The organism is Paenibacillus sp. 19GGS1-52 (genome assembly GCF_022369515.1).
Lineage (GTDB): Bacteria > Bacillota > Bacilli > Paenibacillales > Paenibacillaceae > Paenibacillus_AQ.
Genome location: NZ_CP059724.1, coordinates 5,011,708 through 5,028,941, shown reverse-complemented (window position 1 = coordinate 5,028,941; position 17,234 = coordinate 5,011,708). Strand labels below are relative to the sequence as shown.

Here is a 17,234-nt window from a genome sequence, read left to right as displayed (position 1 = left end):
ATGTAAGAATAGAAACGGCACTCTTCGCGATGAAGAGTGCCGTTTTTTTGGTATGGAATCATGTTGTTTCTTAAAGGATTGCCTTAAGCACGGCAGATCCGTAACCCGGAAGTTTAACGGCTAGTTTGCCGCGCTCCGTTCGTAAGGAGTCGCCTGTGAACACATTCTCCCAGTGAACTTCTTCGACGTCAATGCGGAATGTTTGAGCTGTTTCTTCAGTGTTGATGAGCACCACTACAACATCATCACCTAGCCGGCGCTCGTAAGCCAGCTTGCTGCCCTGCTGTCCTGCCTCAAGGAAGTTGAATGTGCCAGTGCGTAGCGCCGGGTGACTGTTGCGGATAGCGATCAGCCTACGGTAGTAGCTGAAGAGGTCCCGATCCTGCTTCTCTGGGTTCCACTCCATGCATTTGCGGCAGCCAGGGTCTCCGTCTCCATCCATGCCGATTTCATCGCCATAATAGATGCACGGTGTGCCCATAAAAGTGAACTGGAATAACGCAGCAAGCTTCAGCTTATTCTTATCCCCGTTGGCCAGAGTTAATAAACGCGGAGTATCATGGCTATCAAGCAGGTTGAAAGCAACCTCACTTGCTTGCAGTGGATAGCGCGACAGCTGTTTGCCAATGGAGTTCGCAAACCCTTCGGCGTCGATGGTACCATAGACAAAGAAGTCGAGCACTGCATCAGTAAATGGATAATTCATCACTGCGTCGAACTTGTCTCCCTCTAACCAAGGAGCCGAATCATGCCAGATTTCACCCAGAATATAAGCCTCAGGATTCACACGTTTCACCACTCTGCGGAATTCCCGCCAGAACTCATGATCCACTTCATTGGCGACGTCCAGACGCCAGCCATCGATGCCGATTTCCTTAATCCAGTATTCGGCTACTTCCAGCAAATATTGTTTGACCTCTGGGCGTTCAGTGTTCAGCTTTGGCATCAGTGGTTCAAAAGCAAAGGCATCATAAGTCGGGATGCCGTCTATAACCTCAAGCGGAAGCTTGCGGATATGGAACCAGTTCTTATAGGGTGAAGCGTCGCCCTTTTCCTGAACATCTACAAACGGTGCAAAGGTTTTGCCGGAATGGTTGAATACAGCGTCCAGCAGCACGCGGATACCTCGTTCGTGGCAGGCGTCGACAAGCTTTTTCAGCGTCTGTGCATCACCGAAGTGCGGGTCCACAGCCATGTAATCTTCCGTATCATACTTGTGATTGGTTGTAGCAGTAAATATTGGTGTGAAATAGATGCCTGTGATGCCTAGCTCGCTAAGATGATCCAAATGGTCAATGACTCCCTGCAGGTCGCCACCAAAGAAATTGTCCGGCGTAGGCGTCCCGCCCCAAGGAAGCACATTTTCGGGGTTAAGGCTCGGGTCGCCATTTGCAAAGCGTTCAGGGAAAATCTGATAAAAGATAGCATCCTTTACCCAAGCCGGTGGAGTGAATACATCCCCGCGGTTAATATAAGGGAACTCAAACAGTCGATACGGATTCTCCGGACGATTGGGCTGGAAGTCACTTTCGGTCATCCAGATGCGTTCGTTGTCCTTTTGCAGCAGGAAACCATATTTCAGGCGGCGGTGCAAAGGGACGGACTCACATTCCCAATAGTCAAACATCGCATCTGAGGTAAAGAGGGTCATCGGAATCAGCTCTTTAGTAGCATCCCAGGCATATTTGTCTCCAGCCCAAGCGAATACTTCGGTCAAATCTCCCTTTTTTGCACGCAGGCGCAGATGAATTGTGCTTTCATTGTAGGCATAAGACCAATTTAAGCGCGGGCGATGATATACAGCTTCTAGTAACATGATGATTCCTCCTAAAAGTTTTGTTAGCATTTGCTTCATTGGATTACTTCGCAAAACTACTTCGTAAGCATTGTCTAAGTTTTGTTAGCATTTGCTTCTTGAGATATTACTTCGCAAAACTACTTCGTAAGCATTGTCTTAAGTTTTGTTGGCATGCATTTGCGCTTTTAATGAGCCATTTTCGCTCGTGCATCGCATTTTGTGCTCTGTTGCACAAAATGCGGTGCAACAGTTACGATTAAATCTTTGAATAAATGGGATAATGAGATCTTTAACTGAAATTCTACCCACAGCAAAAAGGCACAACTGCAGCTATGAAACGGGCCGAGGTTGTACCTATCATAAGTAACATTGCCTTTTAGTTATATGAAGCAGAGGCTGAGTTGTCAGTGTGCTGTATAGGGTGTAAACCTTGACGTTTTGGATTATAGCACGGAATATTGACGGGTTCAATAGTTTTGTACAAACAGTTGCGCAAATTTCGACATCGTCTAAGGTGCGATTTATGTATTCGAAAGGCAGGTAATGCCATTAATTAGCGCTTTTGGGTTTGAAAAAGGACTTATAAAGCGCTTACTTTTGTTGGCGGTCGCTAAAAGTACACGTAAATTAGAAATATCGTGTGAAATAACGAGATAATGGACTGTTTTAATGAGTTTTTTAAGGAATACGGCCAAATAAACTATGTGCAAACGTTTTTACAATCAAAGATTACTGTTGTATGATGTATTCATGAATGAAGCGCTTTCTAGAACTTGCTGAAGCGGAATATGGAAGTGAACAAAGATAGAATCAATATTTTTTTGATCTCTTCTGAAATCGTTTGCGCAAGTCTCTGTATGGCAGTGCTACATAATATTTGTTTGTCAAATTAGGAGGGGTTAAATTAATGAAGTTGAAAAAACTCATGGTTCTCACCGCAGCGTTCTCTATGGCTCTGTCCATTACAGCGTGCGGCTCCAACAACAATGCGAATAACAACGGGGGTAACGCAGCGAACGCCACAAATGCACCTGCAGACAATGCAACAACAGACAATGCAGGCACTAACAACGTCAGCTCCACAGCAGCAGATGAAATTGTACCGGAAGACGGCGCAACGCTGACCGTCTGGGAAAGTAAAGAAGAAAGACCTTTCGCTGAAGAAATCTCCAAGCAGTTTACCGCAAAATATAATGTTCCAGTAAAGATTGAAGAAGTAGCACCACCGGATCAAGTGACTAAGCTTTCTCAGGATGGTCCTTCGGGCTTGGCAGCAGACGTTGTTCTAATTCCGCATGATAACTTGGGTAAAGCTGCAAGTGCAAGCTTGCTTCTTCCAAATGATATCTTCGGTGAACAGACGAAAGCTGATAACACTGAAGCTTCTATCGTAGGTTCTTCATATGATGGTGAATTGTACGGTTACCCTAGAGCGGCTGAAACTTATGCCCTGTACTACAATAAATCTTTAGTAAAAGAAGCTCCAAAATCCTTCGATGACGTAATTGCTTTCAGCAAAACGTTCACTGATAAATCCAAGAACAGATACGGAATTATGTGGGAAGTCGGCAACATGTACTACGACTATCCTTTCATCGCTACTGGTGGCGGATATCTCTTCGGCGATAACGGTACGAACAAAGATGATATCGGCTTGACAACAGACGGTGCTATTCAAGGCTTGAAAACTTTTGTTAAGTTGAAAGAAGTATTGCCAATCAAGAGCGGCGATATCAATGCTGATATCAAACGCAGTTTGTTCAACACGGGTGACGTAGCTATGGATATTACTGGTCCTTGGGAGCTGGCTGGCTACAAAGAAGCACTGGGCGACAACCTCGGTATCGCTCCTATCCCAACAATTGACGGTAAACCGGCAATTACGTTCTCAGGTATCAAAATCTTTGGGGTTAATGCGTATTCTCAATATCCGAATGCAGCTAAATTATATGCACATTTTGCTTCCAGCAAAGAAGCGCAGCTTCTGCTGAACAAGACGATTGGATCGATTCCGACGAATAACGAAGCCCTTAAAGATCCACAAATCACTGGTGATCCGTTCGTATCGGCTTTTGCAGAACAAGCGAAGAACTCCCAACCGATGCCTTCCATTCCTGAAATGGGCAATGTATGGAGTCCTGTAAATGCAGCACTTCCAGAAATTTGGGACAACAATGCTGACCCTAAAGCCGCGATGGAAAAAGCGGTTGAACAAATCAAGGATTTGAACAACGGTGCAGCAGCTCAATAACACTGTTGGAACAAGGCAGTAACAGCATATAGTGAAATCACAATCGCCCGCCGCATGGTTAGCGGCTGGCGGTTTTTATGATTTTGCGTGGAGAGGAGAACGGAAGGGAAATGCAGCGACACCGTAAGAGAGCCGCAATACTGTCAACGATATTTATGGGATTGGGACAAATATATAACCGCCAATTCATTAAAGGTTTAATTTTTCTAGCCGTAGAGGCTGTAGCACTTTATTATTTTATCGGGAATCTCGGTAGAGCGGTATGGGGCTTGCTATCGTTAGGAGATACCCCAAGCAAACTGAAAAAAGTGAATGGCATCGCCAAAATGGTCACGGGTGACCACTCCATTTACATATTGATTCAGAGCTTAATCACCGTTCTTATTCTTATAATCATTGTAATCGCTTGGTACATGAACATTAAAGATGCTTACAAGATCGGTGCAGAACGCGAAGCCGGTCTTCAAGCGAATTCGTTCCCCAAAACGGTTCGTTATATTCTGGATTATAAATTTGCCCAGACCTTCTTGATCCTGCCGGGTATTGGTATATTGTTCTTTACCGTTATGCCGATTATCTTCATGATCATGCTGGCGTTTACGAACTATTCCGCGCCGGATCATATGCCGCCAGCCAAGCTGGTGGATTGGGTCGGGTTTCAGACCTTCCGCAATTTGCTTGTGCTCAAGACATGGAGCCATACCTTCTATGGTGTACTAACCTGGACCATTGTCTGGGCGGTTCTATCTACGATAACCACTTATTTCGGCGGTTTGTTGGTTGCGCTACTGATTAGTCAGAAAGGTATCCGCTTCAAGGGTGTTTGGAGAGCGCTCCTGATTGTACCTTATGCTATACCCCAGCTAATCTCTCTCTTGCTCATGCGCAATTTGTTCAACGGTCAATTCGGACCGATCAACCAGTATATGGGATATTTCGGACTGGGCGGGTTGCCTTGGCTGACTGATCCGGTATGGGCTAAGGTTACGGTTATTGTCGTTAACATGTGGGTTGGTATTCCTGTATCGATGTTGCTTATCATGGGTGTGCTCACTACAATTCCCCGGGATATGTATGAAGCAGCCGAGGTGGATGGAGCTTCTGCTTACCAAAAGTTCAGAATTGTAACCCTGCCACTGGTGTTGTTCTCAACCGCACCAACCCTAATTACGCAGTTTGCCGGCAATATTAATAACTTTAATGCCATCTTCCTGTTAACCGGAGGTAACCCGGTCAATGGGGATTATCAATATGCGGGTTCGACGGACCTGCTGGTAACCTGGCTGTACAAATTGACGCTGGATCAGAACAAATACAGCATGGCCTCGGCCATAGGGATCATTATCTTTGTGATTATAGCTTCTTTCTCCCTGTACAATTACCGCCGGACCAAATCATTTAAAGAGGAGGACATGATCCAATGAGCGGACGCAAACTCGCTAACCTTATTCGCTTAACAGGTAGTTACATTGTATTAATAGGACTAGCAATAGCTGCGCTGTACCCGGCCTTATGGATTCTTTTGGCGTCCTTCCGGCCCGGTAAATCCCTGTACAGCAAGACGCTGATTCCTGATCATTTCACATTCGACCATTTTAGGGAACTGTTTACTTCACCGGTCTATATGTTTGGAACCTGGTATGCCAATACACTTAAGATCGCGATCTGCTCCATGCTTATCGGCGTGGTACTAACACTGCTGACAAGCTACGCGGTGTCCAGATTCCGCTTTAAGGCGCGTAAAACGGCACTGTCGACGGTCCTGATCCTGGGGATGTTCCCCGGCTTTATGAGTATGATTGCAATTTATCTGCTGCTAAAAGAATTTCATCTGCTGGATACGCATTTGGCACTGATCATCGTGTATGCATCGGGTGCGCCACTAGGTGGAACGTTTATCGCTAAAGGCTTTCTCGATACCATTCCCCGCTCGCTGGATGAGGCGGCCCGAATTGATGGGGCGAGTAATTTTGGCATATTTATGCGGATTATTCTGCCCTTGTCACGTCCGATGATCACCTATATGGCACTGACTCAGTTTGTCGGTCCATGGGTGGATTTCATCTTTGCCCGGCTCATCTTGCGGTCCAAAGAGAATTGGACCGTTGCGGTCGGGATGTGGGATATGGTTAATGGTAACCAGAACACCAACTTCACACTTTTTGCGGCAGGTGCTGTTTTGATTGCTGTACCGATTATGATTCTGTTCATTTTCCTGCAGCGTTTGCTTGTAGACGGCTTGACTGCAGGCGCCAGCAAAGGATAATTGTCAGCTTTATGCTTCACAGTTTAAACTGGGTACAGCCTTACGCATTATGGGAGGGGCTGTGCCTTTATTTTGTATGAGGAGATAGAATAATGAGACGGTTACGGACTTACCATTTCAGATCAGTTGGCGTAAAGCTGTTCGTTATTTTGTTCTGTACCATAGTGCTTCTAACCTCCGTGCTGGGTTTGACTTCATATTATGCAGCCAAAGGGATCATTACGGATGAGGTAGCCACGGCATCATCACAATCTGCGCTGCAGGCAGCGGATAAACTTGATTTTCTGCTTGCTGAATATGAAGCACTTTCCAGACAATTTGCTGTGGATCCCGTATTGAAGGCCGATATGGAGGCTGTTAATAGTTCTGGAGCCACTACGGTGGCTAAGACCGCGGCCGAAGATCGGATACGCAGAAAGCTGGATTCGGTAAAAGGTTCGGATGAGCGACTGTTCGGTATCCGGCTGGTAGCCAAAAGTCTAGTTGATGCTGAGTCTTATAAATCAACAGGTACGAGTTCGGTGCGCAGTGATGCTGGCGTTCTCGAAAGAATGAAGCAAATTACAGATGCGAAGGGGAATCCGGTTTGGTTTCCGGTCCGCCCCAAGGGCTTCTTCGATGCATATAGCGAATCCTCCCTCACCATGGGCAGACTGCTGCGGAATATCCAGCATCCTGATGCGGAGTATTACATGCTGATCGAGATCAAAGGGAAGGCGTTGGCCGATGTGCTATCCAATCTGCATATTGGACTTGCGGGTGAGATTCGTATTCTTACGCCCGAGGGGGATATCGTCTATGGAGACGATGATGCTTTGCTCGGCCAGTCCTCATTTATTCAGATAGGAGCAGAGCAATCCAAGAAGGAGAGTCATTCCTTCACAGCCACTGACGAGCAAGGCGACTCTCAACTCATAGTGTATCAGCCGTTGTCAACCGCGAAATGGACGTTGATGGGTTATGCTCCGGTCAGTGATTTCACTGCATCCGCAGGCAAGCTGCTGTACATAACGTTGTCAGTGGTAGTCGCGGCAGCCGTCATAGCGGTGTTTATCGGGTATATGCTGGTGCGCTTAATCGGGCGTCCGCTTGGCAAGCTGGCTGGATTGATGGAAGAGGGAGAGAAAGGCAATCTTCAAGTTCGTACCCGTTTTAAAAGCCAGGATGAGATCGGGCGGCTCGGCCAGAGCTTTAACAATATGATGGAGCAGATCTCACGGCTTGCTGCACAGAGCAACAGGTCGGCGGAAGAGGTGCTGGATACTTCAGAGCAATTGGTTGCAGCCTCGGGGACAACCTCACTTCATGCCAGAGAGGTGGCAGTAGCCACCGGCGAGATTGCCCAGGGAGCAGTCACTTTGGCAGCAGAGGCGGAGAAAAGCAACCGCAATGTGGAAATTATGGGTGGCAAAATGAATGAAGTAGCCGAAATGAATACAGTGCTGGATTCCTCGGCTGAGTCTGTCATAACCGTCAGTAACCAAGGCACCGAGTTAATGAAGCTGTTAGTGAAGCAAAGTGAGTCTACGATGGATATGATGAATCTTATTCAAGAGAATTCCACCAAGCTGCGAGAAAGTACGCATCTGATTCGGAGCATTCTGCACCCGATGATAGCCGTGAACAAGCAGACAAATATTCTAGCGCTTAATGCTTCAATTGAAGCGGTTAGAGCAGGTGTAGCCGGTAGAGGATTTATTGTGATTGCTGATGAAATCCGCCAGTTGGCCAACCAATCCAATCAGTCAATCGAGTCCGTTTCCAAGATTACTGAGGAGATTGGCCAACACATTGAAGAGACGGCCAAGGTTGTCAATGAGGCGGCACCACTGTTCCGCGAGCAGATCTCCTCCGTGCGGGAGTCGTCAACGATATTTGAAAGTGTCAAAAAGGAAATGGAGCTCTTCATCGGACACATTGGCCACTCCTCTGCTTCGATCCTTGAGCTGATAGAGTTCCAGCAGCGCTTAGGTGAATCGATGGCCAGCGTCAGTTCAGTTGTGCAACAGACCAATGCTTCAACGCAGGAAGTAGCCTCTATGTCCTCACAGCAATTTATTGTCAGCGAGGAACTGGTAGCCCTATCCGCTAAGCTGGAAGGACTGGCTGAAGACCTGAAGCAATCTCTCATCTCTTTTCACGTGTGAAATGCAGTGAACTTAGGGGCCTCCGCACGCCGTAGGGAAACCACGGAATGCGGAGGTCTGTTTGTGCACTTAAAGCTCGCTCCCTTGTCCGGATCTCTCTTGCAGGCTACACTTGAGTTAATAATCAAGCTATGAAAGGGGGAGAGGAGCTTGCCAAACATTAACGGAAGCCTCTTTCAGCAGGCATTGCTGGCCGGAGATTACAGTCCACAGTTTTTTGCCTACTACTACAAGCAATGGAATAATTACACGATGTCTTATCATCGACACAATTCGACGGAAATTATGTATCTTATCTCTGGAAGCTGTGTTGTTGAAGTTCGGCCAAATACAGGGTATGAGCAGAGCTTTCGGCTGAAGCGGGGTGAGCTAATCATTCTGGATGCTAATGTCCCGCATAGGCTTATCGTGGACGAGGGGATTCCCTGTCGGATGCTCAATGTGGAATTTGGATTTATGGAATATAAGGGAGTCGCTCCCTCCATCGGCAGGCTGGCCCAAGAAGAACCAGCGCTGGCTGAACTACTGCAGACTCCCTTTACCAGTCTGGTGTTGACTGATCCAGAGGAGATCTATCACGTCCTGAAGGGGTTGGTGCTTGAACTGGATCAGCGCGGGACTAATGGTGGAAGTATGGTTCATCTGTTGTTCTGTGAGCTATTGCTGCGGATATCCAGACAACGCTCGGAACAGCTGCCCATGAGCCAGCAGCCAACACAGCTCTATGTGCGGCGGAGCATCGAATTTCTACATCAGAATTATGACCAGAATATTCAGGTGAAGGATATTGCTGCAGCTGTCAACCTGCATCCCGGCTACTTGCATCGTATTTTCAAGATACATACCGGACGGACACTGACCGATTATTTGACGATGCTGCGAATGGAGAAGGCTAAGATGTTGCTGGGGCAAAGTGATATCCCCATTGCCGAGATTGCTGATTATGTGGGGATTAATAGCCGACAATATTTCCATCTTCTTTTTAAAAAATATACCGATTGCACTCCTGTGGAATACCGCCATTCCATCGAACGCCATTCCTGGAGTTACAGCCAGCAGGATATTCAAAAAGATAGTGAGGATATTTGACACGATTAATCCAAACTGGTCATGATATTGGTTACGCTTCCCGTAGCTCCCTTGCTACAATGGATTAGTACAATCCATTCATGACCGGAGGATGATATCGATGTCTTTTAAAGTAGTTTTTATCGGTGCGGGCAGCATCGGCTTTACACGTGGACTGCTGCGTGACCTACTGACAGTAAAGGAATTCCAAGAGATTGAAGTCTCGTTTATGGATATTAACAGCCATAATCTGGAGATGGTCACCGAGCTGTGCCAGCGGGATATTCAAGAGAATGGCTTAAACATAAAGATTCAGCCGACAACTAACCGCAGAGAAGCACTGAAGGATGCCAAGTACGTATTTTGTACCATCCGTCTGGGCGGACTTGAGGCTTTCGCAACCGATGTGGACATTCCGCTCAAATATGGTGTTGATCAGTGTGTAGGCGACACCCTTTGTGCCGGAGGCATTATGTACGGGCAACGCGGGATTGCTGAGATGCTGGACATTTGCCGTGACATTAGAGAAATGGCTTCACCTGATGTACTGCTGCTTAATTATTCGAACCCGATGGCTATGCTGACCTGGGCTTGCAATAAATATGGCGGTGTGCGGACGATTGGACTCTGTCATGGAGTCCAGCATGGGCATCAGCAGATTGCCGATGTCTATGGATTGAACAAAGCCGATGTGGATATTATCTGTGCGGGGATCAATCATCAGACCTGGTATATCTCAGCGAAGCATCAGGGCAAGGATCTGACGGCAGGCTTGCTCGAAGCTTTTGAGAAGCACCCCGAATTCAGCCGTACGGAGAAGGTGCGCATCGACATGCTGCGTCGTTTTGGGTATTACAGCACGGAATCGAACGGTCATCTAAGCGAATATTTACCATGGTACCGCAAGCGCAGCGCCGAGATTATGGACTGGATCGACCTGGGAAGCTGGATTAATGGAGAAACTGGTGGATATTTACGGGTTTGTACAGAAGGGCGCAACTGGTTCGAAACCGATTTTCCGAACTGGATGCAAGACCCGGCGCTAGAGTATACTGCGGAGAATCGCGGTGAGGAACACGGCTCTTATATTATAGAAGGTTTAGAAACAGGCCGAGTCTACAGAGGCCATTTTAACGTAGTGAACAATGGTGTAATCGCCAACCTGCCGAGTGATGCGATTATTGAAGCTCCGGGTTATGTGGACCATAATGGGATTTCCATAGCACTCGTGGGAGAACTGCCGCTTGGGCTGGCCGCTGTGTGCAACGTCAGCATTTCAGTACAGCGCTTAGCCGTCGAAGCTGCCGTACATGGGGATGACTTGCTGCTGCGCCAGGCCTTTATGATGGACCCACTCGTGGGTGCGGTTTGTAATCCTAAAGAAATCTGGCAGATGGTTGACGAGATGCTTATGGCCGGAGAGCAGTGGCTGCCTCAGTACGGAAAGGCAATAGCAGCAGCGAAAGAGCGGCTGGCCTCAGGAGAACTTGTGCCGACTCTGTCTAATAACGAAGGTGCTGCCCGTTTGAAGGTCAAGACAGTTGACGAAATGATGCAGGACCGTGATGCGGCGAATAAGAATGCCGGGGAATCCGATAAGGGTAAGGACCGCGAAAAGGTACGCTAACACAGAACGGGCCTGAAGCAGATGGAATTTGCTTCAGGCCCATTTACAATTATAATATGGATAGACTCCTCAGTCCCGGATCAGCTTGTCACTGGATAATTTTTTGATTTTTTTGCGGACCCGCATACTGAACAGAATGAAAACTGCGCCCAATGCAATAAGCAGCAAACCAATTACAAGATTGATATTGGAAAGGGAACTCCGATTGTTCAAGACAGACATACCTAGATTAATGAAGCCGATGACCAGTTCCATCATAGCCAAAGAAATCCACAGGCGGTGTACCCTTTGGTAATGCTTTATTATGGAGTCGGCATCGGAATAAATTGTAAAGGGTCCATCCGCTGCTTTTTTTCTGAATATGACCCAGCGAAAATTGACAGCCACACACTCGGCTCCGGTTTCCTCCACAAACTTTAAGTATTCGGCAGATTTGGCTCCCTTTGGATCATTCTCAAGCAACTCAAGCCGGTAAATGAATTCCCCTCTGCCACTTTCTTCGAATACATAACAGGCCCAGGAGTATTTAATAAGCGCAAGTCCCTTGGCGGCCATCTCATTCAGCCATTGTTCTTCCTTCTCAAAGTCCATGAATAATTTGCGAACTGTTCGACTCATTCCGCTTCGCCCCCCATTAGCTTCCTTCCATTGTTCAGAAGTTCGTCAAGTCTGGTCATTTCTGTCTGAACGACATGTATTCCTTCATCCGTAATTTTGTATTCTTTCTTTCGTGAATTCTGAATGCCCTGCAGCGGCTCTATCCAGCCTCGTTCCACCAGGGTGCCAAGCGCGCCATATAATGTGCCTGCACCCAACTCAACCCTCTGCTGGCTCAGCAGCTTCACGTTCTGCATAATTCCGTAGCCATGCATTGGGGTGAGCAGGGATAAAAGAATATAATATACACCTTCCGTCAAGGCTCCATGATCTTTGATCTCTGGCAAACTCTCTCACCACTCTCTTGTTATATCAATCAACGATGTATCGTCTGACGATATAAAAAATGTATCACTGGCCGATATAAATGTCAACAGAGATATTTCTTGCCGTCCGCTGAATTTAGCGGGGAACGAGGGGGGACATTGCCAAAAACCCCTATCCCTATATTGCGGGACAGAGGTTTTTTCAGTTTTACGGGAATGCGCACAGGGTTTCAGCGGTTATTGTTGTATATGCGCTCTTTTGCCGAAGAAAGTCTTTAGCGCCTGATACACTTCCTTTTTATCCTTGATGACATAATGCATGAACTGTTCATGCTTCAGGTGACGGTAAGCGGACATGAGAGTGCTGCTGCGGTTATATTGGTTTACTTCGCCGTAGCCGAACATATTGCTTACTTTCAGCAGTTCACCAATCAGCTTTACGCAACGTTCGTTGTCGGAAGTTATATTATCGCCATCGGAGAAGTGGAAAGGGTAGATGTTATACTGGGCAGGCGGATAGCGAGCGTCGATAATGTCCAGTGCCTTCTGATATGCCGAGGAGCAGATTGTGCCTCCGCTCTCGCCGCGGGTGAAGAAATCATGCTCACTGACCTCCTTGGCTTCCGTATGATGGGCAAGAAAAACAATCTCTACCTTCTCATACTGGCGGCGCAGAAAGCGGGTCATCCAGAAAAAGAAGCTGCGGGCGCAGTATTTTTCAAAAGATCCCATTGAGCCTGAGGTGTCCATCATCGCAATAATAACGGCGTTAGAATGAGGAATGGTAATATCATCCCATGTTTTGTAGCGCAAATCGTCGGGACTGATGCTGTGAATGCCAGGCGTACCTCTGCTAGAGTTACGCCGTAGATTTTCCAGCAAGGTGCGCTTCTTGTCGATGTTGGACATCATGCCTTTTTTGCGGATATCGTTGAAGGTAATGGATTTAACCTCAATTTGTTCTTTATCCTTGGGTTTTAAATGAGGGAGCTCCATATCCTGAAACAGAATGTCCTCCAGATCCTCCAGATCGACTTCTGCTTCCACTGTATCCTGTCCAGGCTGATCGCCGGCCTTATCTCCTTTGCCCGGTTGCGCTGACTGCGAATCGCGCCCGAGCACATCGCCAACCTGGCTGTCACCGTCTCCCTGTCCCACATGCTTTTGCTTGCGGTAGTTGTAAATAATCCGGTACTCATCCAGACTGCGAATCGGCACCTTGACAATTTGTTTGCCGTCAGACATGATAATGTTCTCTTCAGTAACCAAGTCAGGCAAATTATCCTTGATGGCTTCTCTGACCTTCTGCTGATGACGTTCCTGATCCTGATGGCCTTTGCGGTGAAGGGACCAGTCTTCTTTTGATACGACGAAGGAATAAGGACCGGATGATTGCGACAGGATGACCACCTCCCATGGAATATAAATCGGTAGTTGTAACTAAAGTATATTCATGGGGAGGGGGGATATGTGAGAATGGCAGAAAGTATAAACTCCCTGAATGAATGTCCCACGGCAATTCTTTTGCAACCTCATGGGTGGTTTAAACGTTTATAAGGATAAGCCTGAACGTTCTGAAAGTACCGTAACCCATTGGAGGAGGCAGTCAACATGAAACAACAACGTTCATTATCCGCAATAGCGGCAGTCGCTGTATTTGGGCTGGTTTTGACCGCTTGCGGCGGGAACACTCCGGCAGCAGCACCCATAACAGCCACAGCCACAGCTACAGCTACTAGTTCTCCGGCCCCTACAGAGAGTGCGATTATTGCTTCTTCTTCTCCTGCAGCTACGGAGCCCCCGGTTACCGTCACGGCAGCGCCTAGCCCATCCCCGAATGAGGAAGGGAAGGTAATAAAAGGTACAGGCAACTACGTGGGCCAAATTGATAATCATTCCGTCGAAATCGATACTGCCGAAGGTGCAACAGCCTTTGAACTGGGAGCAGGAACGGAGAGCGCACCGGATACCTTGAATACGGATGATCCTGTAGCTTTTGAATATGTGGAAAAAGCAGTGGCAGGCGATGCTACGCTCAAGCAACGGATTCTCACCAAGCTTATTCTCAATCGATAATTGGCCTTGGCATACTTTTCTTTCATATGAACAGCACCAAAAAACCTCTCTTTGTATAATGGTAGAAGCTTGGACCATTTAGCAAAGAAGAGGTTTTTTGTACATATCAAAACTAACTTTATGAAGTAGCTTGTTCTTAAACTGCTCCGGCGTTCACCAGCACTGCAGCGACAAGCAACATAAAGAGCAAAATAATAAGCCCGTTGATGATAGTGCCGATAATTCCGAATACTTTGCGACGCTTCCGCAGAGAAATACCGATAATTCCGATGACTACCCCGATTACATTAAGAGCAGCAAGGATCAGAACGGATAGCCCCAAGAACATAATACTTTGTGATGAATCGGTTGATAGATTACCCGCCTCATTCATGATGGAAGATGCCATTCCGCCTACAATTAAGAAGGAAACGGCGTAGCCAAGAAGCGTTGCTAAGCTGATGACGAAAGAAGCAATACCTGGTCCAGAATGTTTAAAGTTCTGTTTCATCTCTTCATAGACGTAGGGTGGTTCGGGTGAATCTGATTTCGACAAAGAATTGTAGTCCATGAGCAGCACTCCTTGAGAGTTTAGAATGAATAGTTAATATTCACTTTTTCATATTGAGACTGTAAATGCAAGTTCTAGCCGGAAAAATTTGCAATTTATTATCCGGCCTGCTGGAAATATGACATGTCGATACGTTAAGATAGGAAAAGTCCAACATGAGGAGCTGTATAACCATGCAACGAACATTTATGACTTGGGGAGCGTTACTGGCTATGTTAGGTGTTGCTATTGGTGCATTTGGAGCACATTTGCTGAAATCAATCATTAGCGAGGACTACATGCAGGTGTATGAGACTGGCGTGCATTATCAGATGATCCATGCGCTGGGACTGATTCTGATTGCACTTGTAGTGGGACAGTGGGGAGAAAGTACACGATTGCGTTGGGCAGGTTGGCTTCTGTGCAGTGGCATCGTACTCTTCTCCGGAAGCTTATATGTACTGAGCATTACGGGTGTTAAGGTTCTGGGTGCGATTACACCGCTAGGGGGAGTATGCTTTATTGCTGGCTGGATATTTCTGGCCCTGGAGGCACTCTCACGCAGATCGGAAACCTGAGCCGGATATAGCATTCCGAACAACTGCCCCAAACAAACAAGCACCCTATCCTAGGAATAAAAGGAGGGTGCTTGTTTGTATTCGCTTACGCTTACAGAAATTCGTCGATCTCATTCAAGTTAAAGGTATAGACCTGTTTCTCATCCACATGGTAAACACTCAGCGAGTTGGCAGCTTCATCAAAATTCAAAATACGGCAGGGCATGGACACTTGCTTACCATGACGATTTGTTCTGAGGCGAACCAATTGTTTACTTTGAATATATTCATGGATCTTACCATAGGCATCAGCTGGTGTTTCAATTATGCTTTGTGTTGGAGGGAGTTCTGCTTGCTGTTTGGAATATTTCATCGGTATTTTTAATGAATTGGCAGGAGCTACTTCTTGATTCATGGCTAATTTGGCAGAGCGTAGAAGAGTATCGATGGTTCTACCTAATTCAAGACCTGAATTAATGTTGAAATCAGTTGTTTTGTCATTGCTGTTCAACATTTCAAGCAAATATTGCAATGCTAGCGGGTTAGTACGGGCATTAATCAGGATGTCGACGTTAAAGAGATAATTTCCGTCTGTATTTTGTAGTTTTTTGTCCATAAATCCCCCAGCTTTATTGTTAGAAACGTTATTGCTGAATATAAGAAAGTAGATAAACTATATCATTAAATTCGAAATAATCATATACCTGTAAATGAGGTATCGGGACTTAGGAACCATTTATCTCCAAAAGTATAGGTTTATAGTCCACACAATATCTGGTGGAGATGCATACACATACATCGAGAATCAAGAAATTAGGAGGTGCTGGTATTGGTTACCATAGAACCTATTAAGGTAGGTGATCATACTCTGGTCGGGGTTGAGGTCAAGCTGCCGAAAACAACGCTGCTGACCATAAGCACAAGCCGGGGGTATATTATGTGCGGTGCGTTAGATGTAGGACTGCTTAATGAGCAGCTTGCTGACCGCCATATCATAGCCGGACGTGCTGTAGGTGTGCGCACATTGTCGCAGTTGCTGGCTGCCCCGATGGAGTCTGTTACTATAGAAGCGGAAAGTCTTGGCATTGTCCCAGGTATGAGCGGTGCAGACGCGCTACTTCGAATGCTGTAATTAGAAAAATTCAACATTTTGTAAAATTTAAGAGGCCTAAGGGCCTCTTTTGCCTGAATATAAGAACGTATAGGTGTCACAATCTAATTTTTAGAACAGAGCATAATGCAAGGCTTCTTAGCTCATCCTACAAAATAGCAACAGGAAGAATTGTAGAAGCAAGGATGGTAAGAAATTTGTTTCGTCTTAGATGCTAGAGGGTAAAATGAATATAGACAACCGCAAGGCCGGACCGTCAATAATACAACCGGCTAAATTTTAAGGATAAGGAAGGGATAATTATTATGGCTAAAGCATCTAACAAAGTAAATACTGCTTCTCTGGAGCAGGTTCTGAATCGTCAGGTCGCAAACTTGAATGTATTGTATGTTAAGATTCATAATTTTCATTGGTACGTTAAAGGCGAGCAATTCTTCTCCCTTCACGTAAAATTCGAAAATTTGTACGATGAAGTTACAGTCAAAATGGACGAGGTAGCTGAACGGCTGTTAAGCATCAAAGGCAGCCCAGCAGCAACTATGAAAGAATATTTGGAACTTTCTACTATTCAAGAAGCTACAGGCAAGGAAGATGCAAGAGCAATGGTTCAGAGTCTGATTGAAGACTTTGCAACGATCTCCGAGGAGTTAACTGAAGGCATTGAGCTTGCGGAACAAGTTACAGATCAACCTACAGCAGATTTGTTCATCAAGACTCGTAGCGATTTCGAGAAACATCAATGGATGCTGCGTTCTTTCTTGGGCTGAATAAATAGCTTTCATGCATCAGCACTATATGTAGCCAATAAAGCCTCCTTAACACGGAGGCTTTATTTTTCTTTATACGCAAATATCGCGGAATACTGATCTTTCTTGAGGGAT

General features: G+C 46.3%; 16 protein-coding genes. 10 read left to right on the top strand and 6 right to left on the bottom strand.

The features are described 5' to 3' along the window. Nucleotides 1-70 precede the first annotated feature (70 nt). The gene (locus tag H1230_RS23435) at nt 71-1,816 is read right to left on the bottom strand and encodes a glycoside hydrolase family 13 protein (protein WP_239712265.1); all 1,746 of its coding nucleotides are present in this window, start codon (nt 1,814-1,816) and stop codon (nt 71-73) included. 889 nt (nt 1,817-2,705) lie between these two features. On the opposite strand from H1230_RS23435, the gene H1230_RS23430 reads away from it, so the two are divergent. From H1230_RS23430 to melA, 6 genes are all read left to right on the top strand, one after another. Then, entirely contained in the window at nt 2,706-4,049 is a 1,344-nt protein-coding gene (locus tag H1230_RS23430) for a sugar ABC transporter substrate-binding protein (RefSeq protein ID WP_239712264.1), read from the top strand. A gap of 110 nt (nt 4,050-4,159) precedes the next feature. Then, entirely contained in the window at nt 4,160-5,473 is a 1,314-nt protein-coding gene (locus H1230_RS23425) for a sugar ABC transporter permease (protein ID WP_239712263.1), read from the top strand. Then, a complete protein-coding gene (locus H1230_RS23420; protein WP_239712262.1) occupies nt 5,470-6,315 on the top strand; it encodes a sugar ABC transporter permease in 846 nt (281 codons plus the stop codon). The genes H1230_RS23425 and H1230_RS23420 overlap by 4 nt, the downstream gene beginning before the upstream one ends. A 92-nt stretch (nt 6,316-6,407) precedes the next feature. Continuing rightward, on the top strand, nt 6,408-8,462 hold the full coding sequence (locus H1230_RS23415) for a methyl-accepting chemotaxis protein (protein ID WP_239712261.1): 2,055 nt from the start codon (nt 6,408-6,410) through the stop codon (nt 8,460-8,462). Nucleotides 8,463-8,621: 159 nt separating this feature from the next. Beyond that, complete coding sequence (locus tag H1230_RS23410) at nt 8,622-9,551, top strand: AraC family transcriptional regulator (protein WP_239717518.1); 930 nt, start codon at nt 8,622-8,624, stop codon at nt 9,549-9,551. Nucleotides 9,552-9,651: 100 nt separating this feature from the next. Then, nucleotides 9,652-11,157 carry an alpha-glucosidase/alpha-galactosidase gene (gene melA / locus H1230_RS23405; RefSeq protein WP_239712260.1) on the top strand — a complete coding sequence of 502 codons (1,506 nt, stop codon included), beginning with the start codon at nt 9,652-9,654 and terminating at the stop codon, nt 11,155-11,157. 69 nt (nt 11,158-11,226) lie between these two features. On the opposite strand, the gene H1230_RS23400 is transcribed toward melA, so the two are convergent. From H1230_RS23400 to yhbH, 3 genes are all read right to left on the bottom strand, one after another. After that, nucleotides 11,227-11,775 (bottom strand): DUF2812 domain-containing protein, encoded by a 549-nt coding sequence (locus H1230_RS23400; protein WP_239712259.1) that lies wholly within the window; start codon nt 11,773-11,775, stop codon nt 11,227-11,229. Further along, a complete protein-coding gene (locus H1230_RS23395; RefSeq protein WP_239712258.1) occupies nt 11,772-12,101 on the bottom strand; it encodes a PadR family transcriptional regulator in 330 nt (109 codons plus the stop codon). Before H1230_RS23395 ends, H1230_RS23400 begins: the two co-directional genes overlap by 4 nt. A 216-nt stretch (nt 12,102-12,317) precedes the next feature. Beyond that, nucleotides 12,318-13,481, bottom strand: a complete 1,164-nt coding sequence (yhbH, locus tag H1230_RS23390) for a sporulation protein YhbH (RefSeq protein ID WP_239717516.1) — start codon at nt 13,479-13,481, stop codon at nt 12,318-12,320. 210 nt (nt 13,482-13,691) lie between these two features. On the opposite strand from yhbH, the gene H1230_RS23385 reads away from it, so the two are divergent. Next, nucleotides 13,692-14,156, top strand: coding sequence for a hypothetical protein (locus tag H1230_RS23385; RefSeq protein ID WP_239712257.1), 465 nt, complete (start codon nt 13,692-13,694; stop codon nt 14,154-14,156). Nucleotides 14,157-14,292: 136 nt separating this feature from the next. On the opposite strand, the gene H1230_RS23380 is transcribed toward H1230_RS23385, so the two are convergent. Beyond that, a complete protein-coding gene (locus tag H1230_RS23380) occupies nt 14,293-14,706 on the bottom strand; it encodes a hypothetical protein (RefSeq protein WP_239712256.1) in 414 nt (137 codons plus the stop codon). A 173-nt stretch (nt 14,707-14,879) separates the two neighbouring features. Between H1230_RS23380 and H1230_RS23375 the strand changes: the two genes are divergently transcribed. After that, entirely contained in the window at nt 14,880-15,263 is a 384-nt protein-coding gene (locus H1230_RS23375) for a DUF423 domain-containing protein (RefSeq protein ID WP_239712255.1), read from the top strand. 91 nt (nt 15,264-15,354) lie between these two features. On the opposite strand, the gene H1230_RS23370 is transcribed toward H1230_RS23375, so the two are convergent. Continuing rightward, nucleotides 15,355-15,858 carry a hypothetical protein gene (locus tag H1230_RS23370; protein WP_239712254.1) on the bottom strand — a complete coding sequence of 168 codons (504 nt, stop codon included), beginning with the start codon at nt 15,856-15,858 and terminating at the stop codon, nt 15,355-15,357. Between the two features lie 213 nt (nt 15,859-16,071). On the opposite strand from H1230_RS23370, the gene H1230_RS23365 reads away from it, so the two are divergent. After that, the gene (locus H1230_RS23365; RefSeq protein ID WP_239712253.1) at nt 16,072-16,374 is read left to right on the top strand and encodes a YunC family protein; all 303 of its coding nucleotides are present in this window, start codon (nt 16,072-16,074) and stop codon (nt 16,372-16,374) included. Nucleotides 16,375-16,658: 284 nt separating this feature from the next. After that, on the top strand, nt 16,659-17,120 hold the full coding sequence (locus H1230_RS23360; RefSeq protein WP_239712252.1) for a Dps family protein: 462 nt from the start codon (nt 16,659-16,661) through the stop codon (nt 17,118-17,120). Nucleotides 17,121-17,234 lie beyond the last annotated feature (114 nt).